General features: G+C 42.6%; 12 protein-coding genes. 10 read left to right on the top strand and 2 right to left on the bottom strand.

Features of this window, described 5'->3' with window-relative positions:
* Window positions 1–138 precede the first annotated feature (138 nt).
* The 10 genes from INE92_RS22550 to INE92_RS22505 all read left to right on the top strand — a co-directional run bounded on the left by INE92_RS22550 (window position 139) and on the right by INE92_RS22505 (window position 20,197).
* Window positions 139–1,419: a lamin tail domain-containing protein gene (locus INE92_RS22550; RefSeq protein ID WP_008642966.1), complete on the top strand. Its 1,281-nt coding sequence runs from the start codon at window positions 139–141 to the stop codon at window positions 1,417–1,419.
* Window positions 1,420–1,511: 92 nt separating this feature from the next.
* On the top strand, window positions 1,512–3,005 hold the full coding sequence (locus tag INE92_RS22545) for a sodium:solute symporter (protein ID WP_009039796.1): 1,494 nt from the start codon (window positions 1,512–1,514) through the stop codon (window positions 3,003–3,005).
* Complete coding sequence (locus INE92_RS22540; protein WP_195436114.1) at window positions 3,005–5,470, top strand: DUF4922 domain-containing protein; 2,466 nt, start codon at window positions 3,005–3,007, stop codon at window positions 5,468–5,470. The genes INE92_RS22545 and INE92_RS22540 overlap by 1 nt, the downstream gene beginning before the upstream one ends.
* A complete protein-coding gene (locus INE92_RS22535) occupies window positions 5,467–6,825 on the top strand; it encodes a SpoIID/LytB domain-containing protein (protein WP_008642960.1) in 1,359 nt (452 codons plus the stop codon). Before INE92_RS22540 ends, INE92_RS22535 begins: the two co-directional genes overlap by 4 nt.
* A gap of 14 nt (window positions 6,826–6,839) precedes the next feature.
* A complete protein-coding gene (locus INE92_RS22530; RefSeq protein WP_211421257.1) occupies window positions 6,840–8,123 on the top strand; it encodes an MFS transporter in 1,284 nt (427 codons plus the stop codon).
* Between the two features lie 13 nt (window positions 8,124–8,136).
* The gene (locus INE92_RS22525) at window positions 8,137–8,973 is read left to right on the top strand and encodes an ATPase (RefSeq protein WP_008024377.1); all 837 of its coding nucleotides are present in this window, start codon (window positions 8,137–8,139) and stop codon (window positions 8,971–8,973) included.
* 40 nt (window positions 8,974–9,013) lie between these two features.
* Window positions 9,014–9,829, top strand: coding sequence for an N-acetylmuramic acid 6-phosphate etherase (gene murQ, locus INE92_RS22520; RefSeq protein ID WP_015532256.1), 816 nt, complete (start codon window positions 9,014–9,016; stop codon window positions 9,827–9,829).
* Window positions 9,830–10,336: 507 nt separating this feature from the next.
* Window positions 10,337–12,874 (top strand): glycosyl hydrolase 115 family protein, encoded by a 2,538-nt coding sequence (locus INE92_RS22515; RefSeq protein WP_195436113.1) that lies wholly within the window; start codon window positions 10,337–10,339, stop codon window positions 12,872–12,874.
* Between the two features lie 709 nt (window positions 12,875–13,583).
* The gene (locus INE92_RS22510) at window positions 13,584–16,019 is read left to right on the top strand and encodes a glycoside hydrolase family 95 protein (protein ID WP_151927738.1); all 2,436 of its coding nucleotides are present in this window, start codon (window positions 13,584–13,586) and stop codon (window positions 16,017–16,019) included.
* A gap of 158 nt (window positions 16,020–16,177) precedes the next feature.
* Window positions 16,178–20,197, top strand: a complete 4,020-nt coding sequence (locus INE92_RS22505) for a hybrid sensor histidine kinase/response regulator transcription factor (protein ID WP_211421256.1) — start codon at window positions 16,178–16,180, stop codon at window positions 20,195–20,197.
* Window positions 20,198–20,218: 21 nt separating this feature from the next.
* Here INE92_RS22505 and INE92_RS22500 read toward each other — a convergent pair whose 3' ends face one another.
* Complete coding sequence (locus INE92_RS22500; RefSeq protein WP_151926584.1) at window positions 20,219–21,607, bottom strand: glycoside hydrolase family 43 protein; 1,389 nt, start codon at window positions 21,605–21,607, stop codon at window positions 20,219–20,221.
* Between the two features lie 7 nt (window positions 21,608–21,614).
* Window positions 21,615–23,540: a sialate O-acetylesterase gene (locus INE92_RS22495; RefSeq protein ID WP_195436111.1), complete on the bottom strand. Its 1,926-nt coding sequence runs from the start codon at window positions 23,538–23,540 to the stop codon at window positions 21,615–21,617.
* Between the last annotated feature and the right edge of the window lie 2 nt (window positions 23,541–23,542).

Genomic DNA, 23,542 nt, shown 5'->3' with positions numbered 1-23,542 from the left:
ATTATTTCTTCAATAAGTATGTTTTTTCCAGCAAAAAGGTTTACCTTTGCCGACTCATTCAACTATTTAAACCGCAATTGCTTCTGCATTATACTCAAACAAATACGGTAAAACGAAATAACTCAAACTAAAAACCGTATGAAAGTTTACCAAGCATTTGCTTTCCTAAGTATCTTCATCATATTGTTCTATAATTGTTCGCTCCCTGCTGATGACGAAAAAAAGGGAGAATTAGGAGGAGGAGACACTATCACACCCGAACTTCCCTGGGAAGGAGAGATGGACAAATTCACCATCAACTCTAAAGAAGGAATCCATCTGAATGATCCACAGGAAGACGCCGGAACAGCTTATGTCACCATTCCTTCTACCTCTATAAAAAATACCCGTTGGGAATTTGGAGTTCACCTCACCTTCAACCCCTCCGCCAACAATTATGCACGATTTTATCTGACTTCTTCCTCAAACATTCTTTCCGGTAATTTAAACGGCTATTATATTCAGATTGGAGGAGCAAAAGACAATGTAGCTCTTTATCGTCAAAACGGAGAGCAGTCTAAACTACTGGCTTCGGGAAGAGAACTGATGAAAGGCGACTCATCACCGAAACTATATATAAAAGTAGAACGTGACAATAACGGTTACTGGACTTTTTGGACACGGCTTGAATCCGAGAATGAATACGTAAAAGAAAAACAGATAAAAGATACCGATATACAGACTTCCCGCTACTGCGGTATATACTGCATTTACACCAAAACCCGTTGTAAAGGATTCACGTTCCATCACATACAGTTGTCTAATGACGTAGAAACGAACACATCACCCGACGAAACACCCGATACCCCCGATACGGTTCTACCGGACAATCCCGACACTCCCGAATTACCGGAAGATGTGAGAGGTATGCTTCTTTTCAACGAAATAATGTATGATAATGCTACTGACGGTGCAGAATATGTAGAAATTTATAATCCGGGTGAAAAGACTATTACTCTGCCAACTCTCTATCTATACAAAATGTATGAAAGTGGCACAGTATACAGTACTACCACTCTTTGTAACGAGAGTTCCTCCACTCCCATCACCATTCCATCCAAAGGTTATCTTTGCTTCAGCAAATACACCAGCAAGGTCATTCGGAAACATAAAGTAAATGGAGAGAACCTGATAGAAATACCCAAATTCCCGACTCTTAATAACGACGGAGGCTATCTGGCACTCTCCTGTAGCGAGAAGCCGGAGAAAGGACAAACTTTTGATACTTGCCGTTTTAGAGATGAGATGCACGATTCTGACAACAAAAAGACAACCGGCATTTCGCTTGAAAAGAAATCTCCGGAGTTGTCCTCGCTCAACAAAAACTGGCGTTCGTCCAAACACGCGACCGGAGGCACACCGGGAATAAAAAATAGGTAAGAGTATACATATCTATGATAAATTCCCTACTTTTGTAGACAAAGATAAACTTATTCGAATCATTCATCCTCAAACGAATTTAAATAGCAGATATGAGTCCAGCCGTTATATCTATCACTATTGTGGCATACTTTATAATCCTGTTCACTATCTCTTATATAGCAGGACGCAAAGCTGACAATGAAGGGTTCTTCGTAGGAAACCGTAAATCGGCATGGTATGTTGTTGCCTTTGCCATGATTGGTTCCACCATTTCGGGAGTTACTTTTGTATCTGTTCCGGGCATGGTACAAGCTAGCAGTTTCTCTTATCTGCAAATGGTACTCGGCTTTATAGTCGGACAGTTTATTATCGCCTTTGTGCTTGTTCCACTGTTCTATCGGATGAATCTGGTTTCTATCTATGAATATTTGGAGAACAGATTCGGAGCTTCATCCTATAAAACAGGAGCATGGTTCTTCTTTATCTCAAAGATGCTGGGAGCTGCCGTTCGACTATTTCTGGTATGCCTGACGCTGCAACTGCTGATCTTCGAGCCTTTCCATCTTCCTTTCCTGTTGAATGTCATACTTACCGTATTTATAGTATGGCTCTATACTTTCCGGGGCGGAGTGAAATCATTGATATGGACGGATGTATTGAAAACATTCTGCCTGGTAGTCTCTGTGATACTATGTATCTATTATATAGCCTCCAACTTGCACCTCAACTTTAGCGGCCTGATTACTACCATATCAGATAGTGACTTCTCCAAAACATTCTTCTTCGACGATGTTAATGACAAACGCTATTTCTTCAAGCAATTCCTAGCAGGAGTGTTCACTGTCATTGCTATGAACGGACTCGACCAGGATATGATGCAACGCAATCTTAGCTGCAAGAATTTCCGGGATTCACAGAAGAATATGATTACCAGTGGAATCTCACAGTTCTTTGTCATTCTGCTTTTTCTGATGCTGGGAGTACTGTTATATACGTTTACAGCACAGCAAGGCATTGGGAATCCGGAAAAAAGCGACGAGTTGTTTCCGATGATTGCTACCGGAAATTATTTTCCCGGCATAGTCGGAATATTATTCATTATCGGACTGATAGCCTCCGCCTATTCTGCAGCGGGTTCTGCCTTGACGGCACTGACCACTTCCTTTACTGTAGATATTTTACATGCACAGAAAAAAGGAGAGGCGGCACTTAGCCAAATACGCAAACATGTACATATCGGTATGGCAGTTGTGATGGGAGCAGTCATTTTCGTATTCAATCTGCTGAACAACACGAGTGTGATTGATGCGATTTACACATTGGCCAGTTATACGTATGGCCCTATCTTAGGACTGTTCGCTTTCGGCATCTTCACCAAGAAACAAGTTTATGATAAATATATTCCGTTGGTAGCTATCGCTTCTCCTATTCTTTGCTATATCCTTCAAAGAAATTCGGAAGCATGGCTCAACGGTTACCAAATTAGTTACGAGTTGTTGATAATCAATGCCCTGTTCACATTCCTTGGACTCTGTTTGTTCATCAAAAGACAAGACAAAGAAACATCTTACACAACTCATACTACAAAACAAAAAGTAAAATAATGAAAACAACAATCAACTGTTTTCTTCCTTTCAGCCGGTTGGAAGAAACTGTGCAAACAGTTAAGGAGTTACGTGCATCGACGCTGGTAGACAAAATTTATTTATTGGCATCGCCAATTACCAATGTCTGTATTCCCGGATGCGAACTCATCTCTGTAGAAAAAATGCAGTCTACACAAGCAATGCGAGCTATTGCAGAACATTCTGATAAAACATATACCTTGCTCTATACCAAACACACTGCACTAAAAATAGGCATGTTCGCTCTTGAAAGAATGGTTCAAGTAATGGAAATGACCCAAGCTGGCATGGTATATGCAGACCATTACCAACAGATAGACGGTGTGCAAAAAACAGCTCCGGTCATTGATTACCAACCCGGTAGCCTGCGTGACGACTTCAATTTCGGCTCGGTTTTACTGTTCAATGCCAACGCATTCAAGGAAGTTATAGAAAATACGGAAGAGGAATATCAATATGCAGGCTTGTATGATTTGAGACTCAAAATATCCCAAAAGAGCAAACTGGTACACATCAACGAATATCTATATACCGAAGTAGAAAGTGACAAGCGGAAAAGCGGTGAGAAGCAGTTCGATTATGTAGACCCTAAAAACCGTCAGGTACAGATTGAAATGGAACAGGCATGCACCAACCATTTGAAGGAAATTGGCGGATATCTTTATCCTATCTTCCGTCCCGTAGACTTTTCTTCTCACACTTTTGAATATGAAGCTTCTGTCATTATACCCGTACGCAACCGTATTCGCACAGTCAAAGATGCCGTACGCTCGGCACTGAACCAGCAAACGACCTTTCCGTTCAATGTCATTATCATCGACAATCATTCAACAGACGGGACCAGTGAAGTTCTCCATGAACTTAGTTCGGACAAGCGGCTGATTCACGTCATTCCCGAAAGAGATGACCTCGGTATAGGCGGATGTTGGAACATAGGTATCCATCACGAGAAATGCGGAAAGTTTGCCGTCCAACTTGATAGCGATGACGTGTATAAAGACGAACATAGCCTGCAAATCATCATTGATACTTTCTATAAACAGAAATGTGCAATGGTAATCGGCACTTATATGATGACTAACTTTGATATGCAGGAAATTGCCCCCGGCATCATCGATCATAAGGAATGGACGCCCGACAACGGACGAAATAATGCATTACGTATCAACGGTCTGGGAGCTCCCCGTGCATTCTACACTCCCATTCTTCGGGAAATCAAAGTCCCGAACACAAGCTATGGAGAAGATTATGCTCTTGGATTGAAAATTTCACACGATTATCAGATAGGCAGAATATACGACGTGATTTACCTTTGCCGCCGTTGGGAAGGCAACTCGGATGCTGCACTGCCTGTTGAGAAAATCAACCAGAATAATCTATATAAAGACCGACTTCGTACGTGGGAATTGGAACAGCGCATCCTGCAACAAGAAACGACATTAGAGAAAATTCAGCAAAAAATCGAACAGTTATTCCAAAAGCAAACTCTTTCTTGGGAACTAGCCAAAGAGAATTACCAAGCATTGGAACAGTATCGGTCACGAACAAAAGAAATATCCAAATGGTTTGGTAATCAAGGTTTAGCTGCGAACCTATTCCTTAATCCGAAACGTATTCTTTCGGCTACCGCACAGACAAACACTGCCTCCATTCATTCACGACCTTGCTTCCTCTGCCAAACAAACCGACCGCAGGAACAAGAGTTCATCAGTTATAGGAATTATCAGATACTGGTTAATCCCTATCCCATATTCAAACACCACTTTACAATTGTAGATAAGGAACACAAGTCGCAATCCATAGTCGGGCGTTTTAAAGATATGATAGAATTCACCGACATAATGAGAGAATACTTCCTTTTGTATAATGGACCGGAATGTGGAGCTTCCGCTCCCGATCATGCCCATTTTCAAGCTTGCAGTAAAGAGGAAAGTATGCAGGGATCATATTACGATCACATGGAATTAATAGATAACGACAAGGTGCGAATTAGTTATGAAGATTTCCCGTACAGTTTCATCAGGATTCAGGCGAAAAATAAGAAAACAATGTCGAAAACCTTTCATCTGATTTACGACATTTTAGCTGCCAATAACAACGGAAAAGAACCAATGATGAATATTCTTGCCTGGTATGGTTTGGAAATCACCAAAGAGCATTTTGGAAAGAACTACGACGATCAATTTGAGTCAGTGGCCGAACACCCTTACAATTGTATTATCTTCTTACGCAGCAAACATCGTCCCGACTGCTATTACGCAAAAGGAGACGAACAAATTCTCATCAGTCCTGCTATTGCTGAAATGAACGGCATATTCCCTATAGTACGTGAAGAGGATATGGAGAAACTGACTCCTGAAAAGGTATATGATATCTATCGGGAAATATCTATATCCAAAGAAAAACTGCAAAAAATACTAGAACGTATTAAAGCTGTATTATGACTCAACCTCAAATAACAGTCGGTATCCTTTCCGGGAAAGAGATTGAATTCTCTTTCCCGGTGAAATTTAGTTCTTCTGTCGGAACGGAAATTTCCGGGACACAGAAAGTTATTTATCAGGATGGGAAGATTCATTGGCAAGGGAAAGAGTACGACGAATTATCCTTCATTCCTCCACAAAATGCACATGCTTTCTTTGAACTGAAAGATGTGACCATCGGAATCAACTTCCATTGGGAACGCAAAGAAGTCCAGAAATTCAAAGGGGAATTAAAGATTATCATCGAAGGAGAACAACTAACCGCCATCAATGTGATTTCCATTGAAGAATATCTTACCAGTGTAATTTCATCAGAGATGAGCGCAACAGCTTCTTTAGAACTACTAAAGGCTCACGCCGTCATCTCCCGAAGCTGGCTACTCGAAAAAAATAAAGAATTAAGAATGAAGAATGAAGAATTTAAAAGAACTTTGCAAAAAGACAGCGCAGCCAATTCTTCATTCTTCATTCCTAATTCTTCATTTATTAAGTGGTATGACCATGAAGCACATAAAAATTTCGATGTATGTGCCGATGATCATTGCCAGCGTTATCAGGGAATTACACGAGCCTCAACACCACAAGCCATCGAAGCAGTCTCCGCCACGCGGGGGGAAGTGCTGATGTATAAAGGAGCGATTTGTGATGCCCGTTTCTCTAAATGTTGTGGCGGAGCTTTTGAAGAGTTCCAAAATTGTTGGGAAAACGTAAAGCATCCTTATCTAATCAGACAACGGGATAGTAAGACTGAAAAACAACTTCCCGATTTGACCATAGAGGCGGAAGCTGATAAATGGATACGTACCTCACCTGTTGCTTTTTGTAATACGCAGGATAAGAAAATTCTAAGCCAAGTACTAAACAACTACGATCAGGAAACAGCAGACTTCTATCGTTGGAAAGTCAGTTATACCCAACAAGAACTTTCAACACTGATTCATCAACGTTCGGGAATTGACTTCGGACAAATTCTGGATTTAATTCCTATAGAACGTGGAACGTCGGGACGTCTTGTCCGATTGAAAATTATAGGAACCTTGCGAACGCTTATTATCGGGAAAGAACTGGAAATACGCCGTACCTTATCTACTTCCCATCTGTATAGTTCCGCCTTCGTAGTAGACAAGGAATATGAGGAAAAAGGACATAAAGAGGATAAAATCCCTTCACGATTCATCCTTACTGGAGCCGGATGGGGGCATGGAGTAGGACTTTGCCAGATTGGTGCTGCCGTAATGGGAGAGCAAGGTTACAAATATGAAGAAATACTGTCTCACTATTACCCCGGCAGTACGCTCGAGAAACAATATCAATAAAAAAGAATAATACCATGACAACCCCCACTATAAAAAGAAATCCCTGGAGCTGGATACCCACCCTCTACTTCGCAGAAGGGCTGCCATACGTAGCGGTAATGACGATTGCTGTTATCATGTACAAGCGTTTAGGATTATCCAATACGGAAATAGCCTTATACACTTCCTGGCTCTATCTTCCCTGGACTATCAAACCGCTATGGAGTCCATTCGTCGACCTGGTGAAAACGAAGCGTGCCTGGATTATTGCCATGCAAGGTTTCATCGCTGCCGGATTTGCAGGAATAGCCTTCTTTATTCCGACTGCTCATTATGTACAGTTGACTCTTGCTTTTTTCTGGCTGTTGGCGTTCAGTTCCGCTACGCATGACATCGCTGCAGACGGTTTCTATATGCTCGGGCTCAATAATAAAGAACAATCTTTCTTTGTCGGTATTCGAAATACGTTTTATCGGCTTGCCAATATTTTCGGGCAGGGAATTCTAGTCATGCTGGCAGGATGGCTGGAAACATCACAGAACAATATTCCCCTGGCATGGAGTATTACATTCTACCTCCTTGCCGGATTATTTCTGGCTCTTACTATCTATCATCGGCTTATCCTCCCCCATCCTGATTCGGACATTAAACGTCCCGGACTCACACCGGGTAAGTTGTTGGGAGATTTCCTCCTGACCTTTGTCACATTCTTTCAGAAAAAGAACCTCGGTCTCATGTTCTTTTTCCTCCTCACCTACCGGTTGGGAGAATCACAGTTAGCCAAAATAGCTTCTCCTTTCCTGCTCGACACGACCGATAAAGGTGGACTGGGTTTATCCACAGCAACTGTCGGAATGATCTACGGTACGATAGGTGTCATAGCTTTATTGCTCGGTGGAATCATTAGTGGTTTCCTCGTTTCCCGTGACGGATTCAAGAAATGGATATTCCCCATGGCATTAGCCATCAACATTCCCGATCTATTATATGTATGGATGGCTGCCGCCACCCCGGACAATCCTATATTTATAGCCATTTGTGTAGCGATCGAACAGTTGGGGTATGGTTTCGGTTTTACCGCTTATATGCTATATCTGATTTATATAGCAGAAGGTGAACACAAAACGGCGCACTATGCTATCGGAACCGGATTTATGGCACTAGGCATGATGATTCCCGGTATGCCTGCCGGATGGATACAGGAACATCTCGGATACACAAACTTCTTTATCTGGGTTTGTATTTGTACCCTACCCGGTATCGTCGCCTCATTAATGATTCGCAACCGACTGGAGGATTCTTTCGGAAAGAAACAATAAAAAACTCAAAGATATGATACTCATTGCAGATAGTGGTTCTACAAAAACCGACTGGTGCATCGTTTTCAACGACACCCCAATCAAACGAATGGGAACGAAGGGAATTAATCCCTTCTTCCAATCAGAAGAAGAAATTCAACAAGAGCTGACACATTCCCTTCTGCCACAACTACCGGAAGGAACGATCAACTCCGTCTTTTTTTATGGTGCAGGCTGCACTCCCGAAAAGGCTCCCGTCCTCCGGCGGGCCATCGCCGACAGCCTGCCTGTCATCGGAAATATCAAAGCCAACTCGGATATGCTTGCCGCTGCCCGCGGACTATGCGGACATGAAGCAGGGATTGCCTGCATCCTCGGCACAGGTTCCAATTCCTGTTTCTACAACGGTGAAGAGATTGTCAACAACATCTCCCCTCTTGGATTCATCCTGGGAGATGAAGGAAGCGGCGCAGTCTTAGGAAAACTACTGGTAGGCGATGTACTGAAAAACCAGCTTCCACCCGCCATCAAAGAAGCTTTCTTAAAACAGTTCGACCTGACGGCCCCCGAAATCATCGACCGCGTTTACCGCCAACCCTTTCCGAACCGTTTTCTGGCTAGTCTCTCCCCTTTCCTTGCACAGCACTTGGAAGAACCGGCTATCCGTTCACTAGTACTCAACAGCTTTATCGCTTTTCTCCGCAGAAACGTGATGCAATATGATTATAAGCAATATCCGGTACATTTTATTGGTTCCGTAGCTCACTGTTACAAGGAGATTTTGCAGGAGGCTGCGCAAACAACAGGAATTCAGATCGGTAAGATTCTTCAAAGTCCGATGGAAGGGCTGATTCAATACCATCAACAATAGTTCTTTTACCTATTGTAATTTATAACCAGTAATTATAAAAATGCAAATAACCGAACAACCGTCCTTTTACGATCATCTGGAAAAGAAATCTGTGCGAGAGATCTTAGAAGATATCAACCAGGAAGATCAGAAAGTAGCGTTAGCCGTACAAAAGGCTATTCCACAAATTGAAGAGCTTGTCAATCAGATTGTGCCCCGCATGAAACAAGGCGGACGCATCTTTTATATGGGGGCCGGCACAAGCGGTCGCCTGGGAGTATTGGATGCTTCCGAAATTCCTCCTACTTTCGGTATGTCTCCCAACTGGATTATCGGACTGATTGCAGGAGGCGATACAGCCTTGCGCAATCCGGTAGAAGGAGCCGAAGATGATGAAAATCGAGGTTGGGAAGAACTCGTCGAACACCAGATCAACGAAAAAGACACCGTTATCGGCATTGCCGCTTCCGGCACTACCCCGTACGTAATCGGTGCTTTACGGGAAGCCCGTAAACACGGTGTCCTGACAGGTTGTATCACCAGTAATCCCGATTCTCCAATGGCGGCAGAGGCAGATGTCGCCATCGAAATGATTGTAGGACCGGAATATGTAACAGGCAGTTCCCGGATGAAATCAGGCACCGGACAGAAAATGATTCTGAATATGATTAGCACCTCTGTCATGATTCAACTTGGACGGGTGAAAGGAAATAAGATGGTAAACATGCAGCTTAGTAATCATAAACTGGTAGAAAGAGGCACCAGGATGATTATGGAGGAACTAGGATTAAATCATGACCATGCACAAAAATTGTTACTGTTACACGGTTCGGTTAAGAATGCAATTGACGCTTACCGATATTCTCAAGATCATTAAAATCTCTACTTACTCTTGTTAAACCAACTTATATTATACGCATCACATACCAATCTTATTAATACGGAATATGACACATTAACCATCATTATTCATCCGACAGCCTCATAGATACAATACAAAAAGATTTTGAAACAAAATCAAAAACATTTATTGAACAAAGCAGTTTGTTCACACTTCTTCATTTTATCTCCGAAGAAAAAACTTCAAGAAAAAGTAAATTGGTATCAACAGTATAAATAATTGAAACATACCCAAAGCCCGTTCTTATCAATACCAACTATCTTTGCATCGTGTCACAGTACAGACAAAAATAAACCATTTTTGGGATTTAAGACACAAAGAAGATAATTTCATTAAATATAGTATTTATGAAGAAGGATATTTACATCATTTTGAGCCTGCTGTTATATACTTTTCAATTACCAATTATCTGCAAAATAGAATATCCGGTTACAGTGAAACGTAAGATCAATGATTAACAACAAATTATTAAATATTGAAACCATGAAAAGATTATTTCTATTCTTCTACCTCTCTGTTGTGAGTATAGTGGCATTTGCCGCTGAACAATTTGTAATATTCACACCGGCCGGTAATCATTTTCCGTTGATTGCCAACGGAGTTCCTTGTCCGATATATGTAGATTCTTCCGAAGACAAAGGGGTAATGATAGCTGTCGGCAATCTTCAACAAGATATACTGCAAGTATGCGGAACGAAGCCTGAATTCTTAACAAACGTAAGTTCGAAACACTGTGTCATTGTAGGTACCTATAGTACTCCTTTTGTAAAAAAACTGATAGCTGCAAACAAAATAGATAAAAAGGAGCTGGAAGGGAAAAATGAGAAATATATCCTGCAAGTTGTCACCAATCCCTGTGAAGGAGTAGATGAAGCAGTGGTTATCATCGGCAGCGACAGACGCGGTACGATCTATGGTATCTATGAACTTTCCGAACAAATAGGGGTATCTCCCTGGTATTGGTGGGCAGACGTCCCTATCCGAAAACAACAGAATGTATATGTAAAGCCGGGACAGTATACAGACGGAGAACCTGCGGTGACCTACCGCGGCATCTTCCTCAATGATGAAGCGCCCTGTCTGACCGGTTGGGTAAAACAGACCTACGGCACAAACTATGGTGACCACCGTTTTTATACACAAGTTTGCGAATTGATACTACGCCTAAAAGGTAATTTCCTTTGGCCTGCCATGTGGAGCTGGGCTTTCTATGCAGACGACCCGGAGAATAGTAAGACTGCTGATGAAATGGGAATCATCATCGGTACATCCCACCACGAACCAATGGCACGCAACCATCAGGAGTGGTCACGCAAGCGCAAAGAATATGGTGCATGGGATTATACAACTAACAAAAAAGTGATCGATCAGTTTTTCCGTGAAGGTATCGAACGGATGCAGGGCACAGAAGATATCGTAACCATCGGTATGCGCGGAGACGGTGACGCAGCCATGAGCGAAAACACCAACGTGAAACTGCTGGAAGACATAGTAAAGAACCAACGCAGAATCATTGAAAAGGTGACTAAACGACCTGCCAAAGCAACCCCGCAAGTCTGGGCACTATACAAAGAAGTACTGGATTACTATGATAAAGGTATGCGTGTGCCCGATGATGTTATCATGCTATTATGTGATGACAATTGGGGCAATGTATGCCGTCTGCCAAATGCCAAGGAACGTAAGCATCCGGGCGGTTGGGGCATGTATTACCATGTAGACTACGTAGGTGCTCCGAGAAACTCCAAATGGCTGAACGTAACCCCTATACAAAATATGTGGGAGCAACTTCAACTCACATACGATTACGGAGTAGAAAAGCTGTGGATACTGAATGTAGGCGATTTGAAACCAATGGAATATCCGATCACGCTCTTCATGGATATGGCATGGAATCCCAAGCAATTCAACGTCTCTAACTTGCTGGATCATCCCCGTCGTTTCTGCGCACAGCAGTTTGGCGAAGATCAAGCGGATGAAGCTATGCGAATCTTAAACCTGTACAGCAAATATAACGGTCGCGTAACGGGAGAAATGCTCGACCGGAATACTTATAACCTGGAGACCGGCGAATGGAAACAAGTATCTGATGAATATCTGAAACTGGAAGCGGAAGCTTTGAGACAATACATATCATTGAAACCGGAATATAAAGATGCCTACAAGCAATTAATCCTCTTCCCTGTTCAAGCCATGGTAAACCTGTACGAGATGTATTATGCACAAGTCATGAACCATAAATTGTACAAAGAAAACAATCCGCAAGCTAACGAATGGGCAGATAAAGTGGAACAGGCTTTTGCACGGGATAAAGCGTTGAGTGACGATTATAACAATGTTATGTCCGGCGGTAAATGGAAGAACATGATGATTCAGAAACATATCGGTTATACCTCATGGAATGATAATTTCCCCGCTGATACATTACCACAAACCTACCGAATCGAGCATCCGGAAAAGGCTGTCGGTGGATACGTCTTCACCGGACAAGACGGATATGTAGCTATGGAAGCCGAACACTATTACAGCACTAAAGCAGCACCAAGTACGGAATGGACAGTGATCCCCTATATGGGGCGTACCCTCAGCGGCATGGCTCTGATGCCTTATACCCAGCCGACCGACGGAGCTTCTATCTCCTACAAAATAAAATTGCCTAAAGGAGTCGACAAAGTGACTGTTCACGTGATAGTGAAATCGACTCTTGCTTTCCACGACCGGAAAGGACATGAGTACAGTATCGGATTCGAAGGAGCGAAGGAACAGACTATCAATTTCAATCATAACTTAAACGAGCTTCCTGAAAATGTATACAGCATATACTATCCGACAGTTGCAAGACGTATCGTTGAGAAAAAGGTCAAACTGAATGTGCCGAATACATCAGACGGCATGCAGACACTAATTTTCAAACCTCTTGATCCGGGCATCGTGTTGGAAAAGTTGGTTGTAGACTACGGAGGCTACAAGAAATCTTATCTGTTTATGAATGAATCGAAAAGCAAGAGAGATAATAGATAAAAAGATCAATGTAGAGACAAGTCAATTACTCACACTGATTGTATTTACATATAAATTTTGCAGTTCTTATTGTCAGCCGTCATTCCTATTCATTAGACGAATGATTTCCAGCACATTAGACGCTGACAATAAGCCCTGACAATAGGCTGACAATAACATTTTATAAGTTTTATTGTCAGCCTATTATTTTATGATTTTGCTCTCCCATATCTCATATCCCTCCAGCTTTACTTACCTTTCAAGAAAAGCCTCCATTAAACATCCGTCATACAACCGGCATACTTATATCATTCAATAACTATTGTTCGATCAGGATACCGGTATACTTAATTCTTCACGGTCGTGGTAGCTTCTTCCCACAGCCGTGACGAGTTCCTACCACGGCCGTGGGAAGATCTTGTCACGGCCGTGGGAAATTAATGATACCGGTACTTTAATAGAACAATACCGGTATCCCAACGCAACTATACCAGCTTCCCTTCTTATACCTCCCTACTTAATCAGCTTGCAAACAAGCTACTTGACAAGAGGGCAAGGCTGATAATAAATCAAAAAGAAACCGGCAGTTATTATTTTATCCTATGGAACATACAACATATATATTAGTAACATAAATATGGAAAGAAGTTACTTCCAAGGTAGATTTCAGAAACAGTTTTTTGCCTTTTGTATTGGGAAATGAGCTACCTTTGCTACAAATCCATACAATATGAACAGAAACACTTTTTTTGTATTATTCCTATTAATAAGCAACCTTGTTTCAGGACAGGACCTGAAACTGTGGTATAGTCAACCTGCACAAAATTGGTCGGAAGCTCTCCCTATTGGCAACTCCCGTCTTGGAGCCATGGTATATGGCGGAATCGAACGCGAAGAATTACAACTCAACGAAGAAACATTTTGGGCAGGTTCTCCATACAATAATAATACCCCGAATGCCGTACATGTGCTACCGGTTGTACGCAAACTGATTTTTGAAGGGAGAAACAAGGAAGCGCAAAGACTCATTGACGCCAACTTCTTAACCCAGCAACACGGAATGAGCTATCTGACATTAGGTAGTCTTTACCTGGAATTTCCGGAACACCAAAACGCATCCGGCTTTTACCGCGATCTGAATCTGGAGAATGCAACGACAACTACCCGTTATCAAGTGGATGACGTCACTTATACCCGTACCACTTTTGCATCATTTACTGATAATGTCATTATTATGCATATCAAAGCAAGTAAAGCAAACGCACTGAACTTTACTATTGCATATAACTTCCCTCTAGTACATAAGGTGAATGTTCAGAATGATAAGCTGACCGTCACCTGTCAAGGGAAAGAGCAGGAAGGTTTGAAAGCCGCACTACGGGCAGAATGTCAAATCCAGGTAAAAACGAATGGCACTCTCCGCCCGGCAGGAAATACGCTCCAAATTAATGAAGGAACAGAAGCCACCCTTTATATATCGGCAGCAACCAACTACGTAAACTACCAGGATGTCAGCGCCGATGAATCCCGACGGACCAGCGAATATCTGAAAAGAGCGACGCAAATACCTTACGAAAAAGCTCTCAAAAACCATATCGCTTATTATAAAAAACAATTTGACCGTGTACGCCTTACACTACCGGCAGGCAAAGCTTCCCAACTGGAGACTCCCAAACGAATTGAAAACTTCGGAAATGGGGAAGACATGGCAATGGCAGCTCTACTTTTCCATTATGGACGTTATCTGCTGATTTCTTCTTCGCAACCGGGTGGGCAACCGGCTAATCTGCAAGGTATATGGAACAACAGTACTCATGCACCTTGGGATAGTAAATACACCATCAACATTAATACAGAAATGAACTATTGGCCGGCAGAAGTCACTAATTTAAGTGAAACACATAGTCCGCTATTCTCTATGTTGAAAGATTTATCCGTCACAGGAGCAGAAACAGCCCGAACTATGTATGATTGTAGGGGATGGATGGCGCATCATAATACTGATTTATGGCGAATTTGCGGAGTTGTAGACTTTGCTGCAGCCGGAATGTGGCCTAGTGGGGGAGCCTGGTTAGCACAACATATCTGGCAACATTACCTCTTTACAGGAAATAAAGAGTTCCTGAAAGAGTACTATCCCATCCTGAAAGGAACAGCGCAGTTCTACATGGATTTCTTGGTAGAACATCCAGTGTATAAATGGTTGGTAGTGTCGCCTTCTGTGTCACCGGAACACGGTCCTATCACGGCAGGTTGCACCATGGATAACCAGATTGCCTTTGATGCACTGCATAATACCTTATTGGCTTCATACATCGCAGGTGAAGCCCCTTCTTTCCAAGACTCCCTCAAACAAACACTAGAGAAGTTGCCACCTATGCAAATAGGAAAACATAACCAACTACAAGAATGGCTTGAAGATGTTGACAATCCCAAGGACGAGCACCGTCATATTTCACATTTGTACGGGCTATATCCGAGTAATCAAATTTCTCCATACTCGAATCCCGAGTTATTCCAGGCAGCAAGAAACACATTGCTGCAACGCGGTGATAAGGCTACCGGTTGGAGTATCGGCTGGAAAGTCAATTTCTGGGCACGCATGCTGGATGGAAACCATGCCTTCCAGATCATCAAAAATATGATTCAACTATTGCCCAACGATCACTTGGCTAAAGAATATCCGAACGGGCGTACCTATCCCAATATGCTGGATGCCCATCCGCCTTTCCAGATTGACGGTAATTTCGGTTATACAGCCGGAGTAGCGGAAATGTTGCTCCAAAGTCATGACGGTGCCGTGCATTTATTGCCAGCATTGCCTGATGCATGGGAAGAAGGAAGTGTGAAGGGGCTAGTGGCACGTGGAAACTTTACTGTCGATATGGACTGGAAAAACAATATGTTAAATAAAGCGATCATCCGATCGAATATAGGCGGTACGCTCCGCATCCGGTCTTATGTCCCACTGAAAGGGAAAGGCTTAAAACAAGTAAACGGGAAAGAGTGCTCAAATAGATTATTCGCCACCACTCCTATCAAACGGCCTCTTGTAGCCAAAGGGGTAAGTGCGCAATCTCCCAAACTGCAGAAGGTTTATGAATATGACATCGAAACAAAGGCGGGTAAAACCTATATTGTAAATACAATCGAAGGAAAACAATAATACAGAAGAAGGGATAAATCTTTTCTCATGTTACATTATTTACAAACGATGTTACAACATCCGATTGTACTCCCGGAGCCTAATGAAAATATTCATTTTTTATTAGGTTATATTTAGGTTTTTAGTTTTCTTTGTACAACAAACAACGATCTATAACTATGAAAAATGTATTCACTTTTCTATTATTATTGTTTTCTTTGTTATGCAACGGACAATCTCCTAAGTTATTCACTACTGACAAAGAACTCTCCAGTAGTCTGATTAATCAAATATATCAAGACCGGAACGGCTTCATTTGGATTGCAACAGAAGATGGTCTGAACCGTTATGACGGTGCTAAATTTACCATATACAAACATGAACCCAATAATGAACATTCGTTAGCCCACAATTTTGTTCGTACTGTTTTTGAAGACAGCAAAGGTCATTTGCTTATCGGCACATATATAGGAATTCAAATGTATGATCCGGCCACGGACAATTTTACTCCACTTGCCAAATTGGAAGATACCGGAGAAACGCTTGAAAGCAACATCAATTCTTTCATCGAGCGAAAAAACGGAGAGATATGGGTATCCGGAAATGTGTTGTGCAAGCTGGACATCAAAGACCATCTGTTGACTGTCCGGAAAGTCGATATTGCAGTCACTTCACCCGGAAGCCTGTTTGAAGATAAAAAACAAAATGTATGGATGGCAAAAGGGGAAGAAGGAGTATATCAACTCACTCCCGACAATCAGCTTACGTTACACTTGTCTAAAGACAACGGATACGTCAAAAGTATATGTGAGGATCAACGAGGCAACATTTATGTAGGAAGTATACGAAAAGGACTATTCATTTACGATAAAGAACGTAAAACCTTTGTTCCGGTCGATTTGAAAGAGAAAGGAGAACTTCCTGTTTGCTTCCTCTATTCCGGACCGCAAAATGAATTATATATCGGAACTGATGGTAAAGGTATGAGTGTCTACAATAACCAAACTCATGAAATCTCCGAATACAATTTTGACAACAACTATTTTGATTCAAAAAATTCAAAAATACATTCTATCCTAAAAGACAATTCCGGTAACTTATGGTTGGCTGTTTATCAGAAAGGAGTCATGCAGATACCTGCCCGAACAAACAGTTTCAAGTATATAGGACATAAATCCATGGATAAAAACATGATCGGTTCCAGTTGTATAACCTCATTCTGCAAAGACAACAACGGTATGTTATGGGTTGGAACAGACAATGACGGAATTTATGCCCTGACAGAAAAGTTAGAACCGGCTAAACATTTCTCGCATACTAATCACCCTAATTCTGTGCCTTCAACAGTTATAAAACTATATGAAGATTCCGAGTACAACATTTGGGTCGGCTCCTTTATTAACGGTATGGGAAAGCTGAACAAACAGACAGGATTATGCGATTACCAGTACAAACTGGTAGATAAGAACAACAACTATATACAACGTGTATATGATTTCGCAGAAGATAAAAACAAGCGTCTTTGGATTGCGACAATGGGATTCGGGCTGTTTTATTATGATCTTAAAACCAAGGAGTTTACTTCTGTGCAATCCAATTCTTCATTGATAAATGAATGGATAGGTTGCCTGCACTACTCCAATGACAACAAGCTATATGTAGGAACTTACGACGGAATGAACTGCATTGACCTTGACACCTCTGATTTTCAGAGCTATAAGATACTACCCCAACACGTGATTTATTCAATTTATGAAGACAACCATGGAATTATATGGCTTGGAAGTTCCGAAGGGCTGTCAAGTTGGAATAAGGAGACCAAAGAAATAACGACCTATACCACCGCGGATGGATTGCCCAGCAATACAATATATGCAATACAAGGAGACGAGAATGATTTCCTATGGATAAGTAGCAACGCAGGAGTATCCCAATTCCAAAAGAAAAATAACAAATTCATCAATTATTATGTAGGTGACGGATTACAAGGGAATGAGTTCTATAAAAATGCCTCATTCAAAGATGAGCAAGGCACCATCTGGTTTGGCGGAATGAATGGTATCACCTATTTCAATCCGCAAGACATTATCAATCCGGCAAAAACATGGAATATCCGGATTACCGACTTTTTCCTGCATAACAATCCGGTTAGAAAAGGAATGAAATCCGGTATTCACAATATTATCAACTGCCCTGTATTCAACGCAAAAGAGTTTTATCTATCCCATAAAGACAATGTGTTCAGTATCGAGTTTGCCACTCTGGAATTAAATGCCCCCGAACACATCAACTACCTTTATTCTATCAACGATGAAAAATGGATTAGTTTGCCCAAAGGTGTAAACCGTATCTCATTCAGCAATCTGAAACCCGGTACCTATAACTTTAAAATCAGAGCAAAAGACAACACTGTGTATTCAAATATAAAAGAAATTACCATCTTTATATCTCCTGCATGGTATGCTTCATGGTGGGCCAAAGTTATCTACTCCTTATTATTACTGACCATTATATTTATCATTATTCTTCAGATCAGACATCGGTACAGAATGCATCAGGAAATGCTGCAACATATCCATGCCGAACAAATCAATGAAGCAAAATTGCAGTTCTTTATCAACATCTCTCATGAAATACGCACTCCGATGTCTCTAATCATCAGCCCTCTACAGAAACTGATTAAGAATGAGGAGAACAATGAACGCCTGAAAATATATCATATTATCTACAGAAATGCGGAACGTATTCTGAATCTTGTCAATCAACTAATGGATATTCGGAAAATTGATAAAGGGCAAATGTTCCTGATGTTCCGGGAGACCAATATTATTCCTTTTATAGAGGATTTATGTACAACTTTCGGCCAACAGGCAAATACTAAAAATATCCAACTACAACTTCATAGTACACTCCGGGAACTGAATGTATGGGTAGACACAAGTAATTTTGATAAAATTATCCTGAATATTCTGTCTAATGCCTTCAAGTTTACTCCTGAAAAAGGAAACATAGATATTACCATCCGTACGGGAGAAGATAATACACTGCCCGATCCCTTGAAACAATATGCCGAAATAATTATCGCGGATACCGGAACAGGCATCGATGAACAGGAAAAAGAACATATCTTCGAACGTTTCTATCAGATCCGTAACAGCCAACAGAATCCGAAAGGCGGAACAGGAATAGGATTACATCTGACTCGTTCATTAGTGGAATTACATCATGGAATTATCTATGTAGAAAATAATAAAGAACAACCGGGTTGCCGTTTTATTATCCGATTACCGTTGGGTAACAAGCATCTACGACCTGAAGAAGTTGACAACAATGAGCAAAAGGTAACAGTAGCCGTACCAACTGTTCCTGTCATCTCTCCCATTATAGAAAATGAGGAAGAAAAGAAAGTCAGGGTAAAAACTAAATATCGCGTATTAATTGTAGAAGACGATGAAGAAATCCGAAATTATATAGCGAAGGAGTTTGGGGACAAATTTCATATCATGGAAAGCCGTAATGGTAAAGAAGCATTAGAGCAAACATTTAAAAAGGCTCCGGATTTAGTCATTAGTGACATCATGATGCCCGAAATGGACGGACTTACCTTATGCCGGAAGATCAAGCAGAATGTAAATCTCAACCATATCCCAGTCATTTTGCTTACTGCGAAAACGAGGGAAGAAGACAACCTTGAAGGTCTGAATACAGGAGCCGACGCCTATATCATGAAGCCATTCAATATCGAAATTCTGCAAAAGACGGTAGAAAATCTGATTAATACACGGCAGCAGTTACGCAAAGTATTTACAGGCCAGCAAAATCTGGAAAACAAGGTTCAGAAACTGGAAGTGAAATCACCCGATGAGAAATTGATGGAACGTATTATGAAAGTGATCAATGAAAACATCAGTAACCCTAACTTGACAATAGAGACAATCACCACCGAGGTAGGTATCAGCCGCGTACATCTTCACAGGAAACTCAAGGAGCTCACCAACCAGACAACCCGTGACTTTATACGTAATATACGTTTAAAAGAAGCCGCTCGTCTATTGTCCGAAAAGCAGCATACCATATCCGAGATAGCCATGTTAACAGGATTCACTGATCCTAATAATTTCTCGACAACATTCAAAGAATTGTATGGAATGCCGCCTTCAATGTATATGAAAGAGCAGTTGAGTAAAAAAGAAGAGTAACCCAACTGCTCTCTAGCATGTTTATCTGTTAAACTTGTACCAATCAAAGTTAAACAGTTTGCAGCCTTTACGTCCTTTGAATACAAAATAAATATCTTGTATTCCTGTGACCGGTTTTACAATATCAGTCTGCAATGTTTTCCAGCATTCCCAACCTCCCGTTGAAGGAATAGTCAGTTCCGCAATTAATGGTCCGCTTATACTGTCTGTACGTACTTCAAGTGTCCCGCCACGAAGGGCACTGGCAACGGTAGCAGTAAACCATTTGGGGGATTTTTTGCCGAAATCCACTTCACGTACCTTTATATAATCTCCATTATGAATTTCAGATATATATATACCGGTTTTCGCTTTGGGTTCAGACTTCACACCTTCAGAAAACGCAATAGTTTCAGCTTCCACCCTTTCGTAAGGATTGAGCATACCTACCGGTGACACCCCTTCCCGGGTAGCATTAATAATCGGGAAAGTACCGTCAGCATTATACTTAAATTGCTCCACCGCCGCACTTCGCCCGAAGCCTCCACCACCCGGCAGCTTACCCGTATGATAGAAGAAATAAGAATTGCCTTTATAGTCTATCACTCCACAATGGTTAGTAAACGAACCCGTATCTTGTAAAGGCATGATTTCTCCCATATACTTCCACGGACCAAGAGGTCCGTCACTCATGGAATAGGCAATATGTTCGGGTACACCTCCGGCAGCATAAAGAAGATAGTATTTTCCTTCCCGTTTATGAAGCCATGGACCTTCTGTATAAGTATCTTTATACTTAACACCTTTGACACGCTTTTCCGGATTGGGTGCACCAAAGCTCTCAACAGTCTGTTCCAGTTTGCCCACTTCACCTTTCAAGGAAATCATGTCGTCATTCAGTTCTGCATAATAGATATTCGGATTTCCCCAATACAGATAAGCACGACCGTCATCATCAATGAAGACCGTAGGATCAATATAGTCCCAGCTTCCGTCATGAAGCGGTTTGCCGATGGCATCTTTAAAAGGACCGACAGGCGAATCGCCTACCGCCACACCGATTGCCATCGTATTGGAAAGTTTGGAATGCAGGCAGACATACCAATAAAACTTACCATTACGTTCGATGCACTGTGCTGCCCAGGCACGGTCGTCCGCCCAGTCGAATGATTCGATGGCAAGAGGAGAACCGTGATCGGTCCAGTTCACCATATCTTTGGTAGAATACACGCGCCATTCCTGCATCCAGAAAAAATCAGCCTTATCTTCATCATGTCCCGTATAGACATACAATGTGCCATCATGCACCATAGGAGCAGGGTCTGAAGTATAGCAAGTTTGTACAATCGGGTTCTGTGCCGACAGTCCTCCTTCGGTCATAACCGAAACGAGCAACAATATGGCTGCGATAAATGTAGATTTCATTTTCATGCTATTTTCAGTGTTTAAATAAATGTGGTACAAATTCTTTCAGGCAACGTCTCCACGTGAGCCATTCATGCGCTGTGCCTTGCGATTCGTAATAATCAACCTCGATACCCAGTTTCCGGAGTGAATCCACCATCTTCTTTGTTCCCATTTGTTCCTCCGTGCCACAGCCGAGAAAGAAATAATTCACTTTCTTATTGAACTTGTCCGCATCCGCAAACACTCCGTTAAAACAAGTCTTCATATCCAGACCGAAAATCGCCCCGCTGAAACTTCCGATATAAGAAAACTTATCGAGATGAGGCAGAACCGTATTGAAAGTCTGATGTCCTCCCCACGAGAGTCCTGCCATAGCACGGTGTTCGCGGTCGGTTTTCGTACGGAATGTCCGGTCTATCATAGGAATCAGGTCTTTCAGAATAACGTCATAAAAGGTGGCGCCATACAAAGCCCGCTCCTCGTTCACATCTTTTCCCGGACGCGGCCGGAACGGAGCTTCCACATCACCGCTATCCATCACCACGAGCATCGGCACACACTGACCGGATGCAATCAGGTTGTCCATAATATGATTCATCTTTCCCTGCGTGCTCCAGCCGGTTTCATCTTCTCCCATGCCGTGCTGCAAGTAGAGCACCGGATAGCGTTTTTGGGGGTGAGACTCATACTCTGCCGGTGTGTACACCATGCAACGACGAAACTCTTTCTTCGCTTCCGAATAATAGGTGCAGGAGCGCACTTGCCCATGCGACACTTGCTGCGGGCGATAGTAATCGCCCTCTGCCCCTTCGGGTATCTCGATGCCGCTCGCCATGCGGCAACAACCGAAGAAGGTGCACGAAGAGGGATCTACCACCCTGAATCCGTCTACCAACAGGAAATAATAGTGGAATCCCACCGGCAGCGGGTCGGTCTTCACGCTCCACCAGCCGTGCTCGTCCATGGCCATCTCATACTTCTTGCCGCAGACGTCTGCCTGCAAGCGTTTCACATCGGGAGCGTAGCAACGGAAATAAGCACGGTTGTCCTTGTCGATACGAGGGAAGTCGCTGCCGTGCATATTGGTGGGGGCTGCCACTGTGTGCTTACACACATCATCGGGCGAAGGAAGTTCAATGCCCATCAGGTGGAGTGCCTGTGCCGCATAGCGGCGTCCCAGCACCCGGTAACCGGCAGCATCGAAGTGAAGATGGTCGGGAGCACAGCTCAACCCCTTGGAGGAGACAATAGCGCAGTTCTTTATCACCTGCGGCAACATAGCAATTACCTCGTTCATGCCTGCACAAACACCACCGTGGTCGGCATTCACCACTTCACCGGCAATCAGGGGCACCTCGTCAGCCTGCAGATGAAGGTCAGCAAGCAGGTTGTCGTATACGCTCTTCACCTTTTGGGGCCACTCCTTGTCACCGGTGTTCGACTCGCCCTGATGTAGAAGTATCCCTTTTATCACACCGCTTTTCTGTGCAATGCGTGCCATCTCCACCAAATGGGTATACGGGTCGTTGTCATACTCTTTCAGCGTATTCACCATCCAGTCGGGAGCTGTTTTGATATACTCCTCGCATTTGTCTTTCTGGAAAAGCTCGATCCGGCACCCGCCTATCGCCACGTGCACCACTCCGATGCGCACATGCGGGGGCAAGTTTTCTACCAAGGTCCGTCCGAAATAATCAGCCGGTGTCAGCCCGGTGTTCGGACGGCACAGCGGAGCGCGGGCGGGATACCATTCGCCTTTCACGCGTCCCAACTCTTTATTGTCTACCGCCGCCAACACTTGGAAGCGTGCATCCACCAGCGTATCTTGTGCTTCATAGCGGGCATTGCCTTCCATGTTAGACTGCCCCAGACACAGATAAATGTAAAAGTTTGCATCCTGTGCAACCGCGCAAAGGCTTGCACACAACAAACAACTCAACAATAAAACCTTCTTCATTT

The organism is Bacteroides xylanisolvens (genome assembly GCF_018289135.1).
GTDB classification, from domain to species: domain Bacteria; phylum Bacteroidota; class Bacteroidia; order Bacteroidales; family Bacteroidaceae; genus Bacteroides; species Bacteroides xylanisolvens.
This window is presented reverse-complemented; position numbering and strand designations above follow the sequence as displayed.

Excerpts from the sequence above, each read along its gene's own strand:
- INE92_RS22525 (WP_008024377.1), top strand. The coding sequence starts at position 8,137 with ATGATACTCATTGCAGATAGTGGTTCTACAAAAACCGACTGGTGCATC.
- INE92_RS22510 (WP_151927738.1), top strand. The coding sequence starts at position 13,584 with ATGAACAGAAACACTTTTTTTGTATTATTCCTATTAATAAGCAACCTT.
- INE92_RS22540 (WP_195436114.1), top strand. The coding sequence starts at position 3,005 with ATGAAAACAACAATCAACTGTTTTCTTCCTTTCAGCCGGTTGGAAGAA.
- INE92_RS22500 (WP_151926584.1), bottom strand. The coding sequence starts at position 21,607 with ATGAAAATGAAATCTACATTTATCGCAGCCATATTGTTGCTCGTTTCG.
- INE92_RS22505 (WP_211421256.1), top strand. The coding sequence starts at position 16,178 with ATGAAAAATGTATTCACTTTTCTATTATTATTGTTTTCTTTGTTATGC.
- INE92_RS22515 (WP_195436113.1), top strand. The coding sequence starts at position 10,337 with ATGAAAAGATTATTTCTATTCTTCTACCTCTCTGTTGTGAGTATAGTG.
- INE92_RS22535 (WP_008642960.1), top strand. The coding sequence starts at position 5,467 with ATGACTCAACCTCAAATAACAGTCGGTATCCTTTCCGGGAAAGAGATT.
- murQ (WP_015532256.1), top strand. The coding sequence starts at position 9,014 with ATGCAAATAACCGAACAACCGTCCTTTTACGATCATCTGGAAAAGAAA.
- INE92_RS22530 (WP_211421257.1), top strand. The coding sequence starts at position 6,840 with ATGACAACCCCCACTATAAAAAGAAATCCCTGGAGCTGGATACCCACC.
- INE92_RS22495 (WP_195436111.1), bottom strand. The coding sequence starts at position 23,540 with ATGAAGAAGGTTTTATTGTTGAGTTGTTTGTTGTGTGCAAGCCTTTGC.
- INE92_RS22550 (WP_008642966.1), top strand. The coding sequence starts at position 139 with ATGAAAGTTTACCAAGCATTTGCTTTCCTAAGTATCTTCATCATATTG.
- INE92_RS22545 (WP_009039796.1), top strand. The coding sequence starts at position 1,512 with ATGAGTCCAGCCGTTATATCTATCACTATTGTGGCATACTTTATAATC.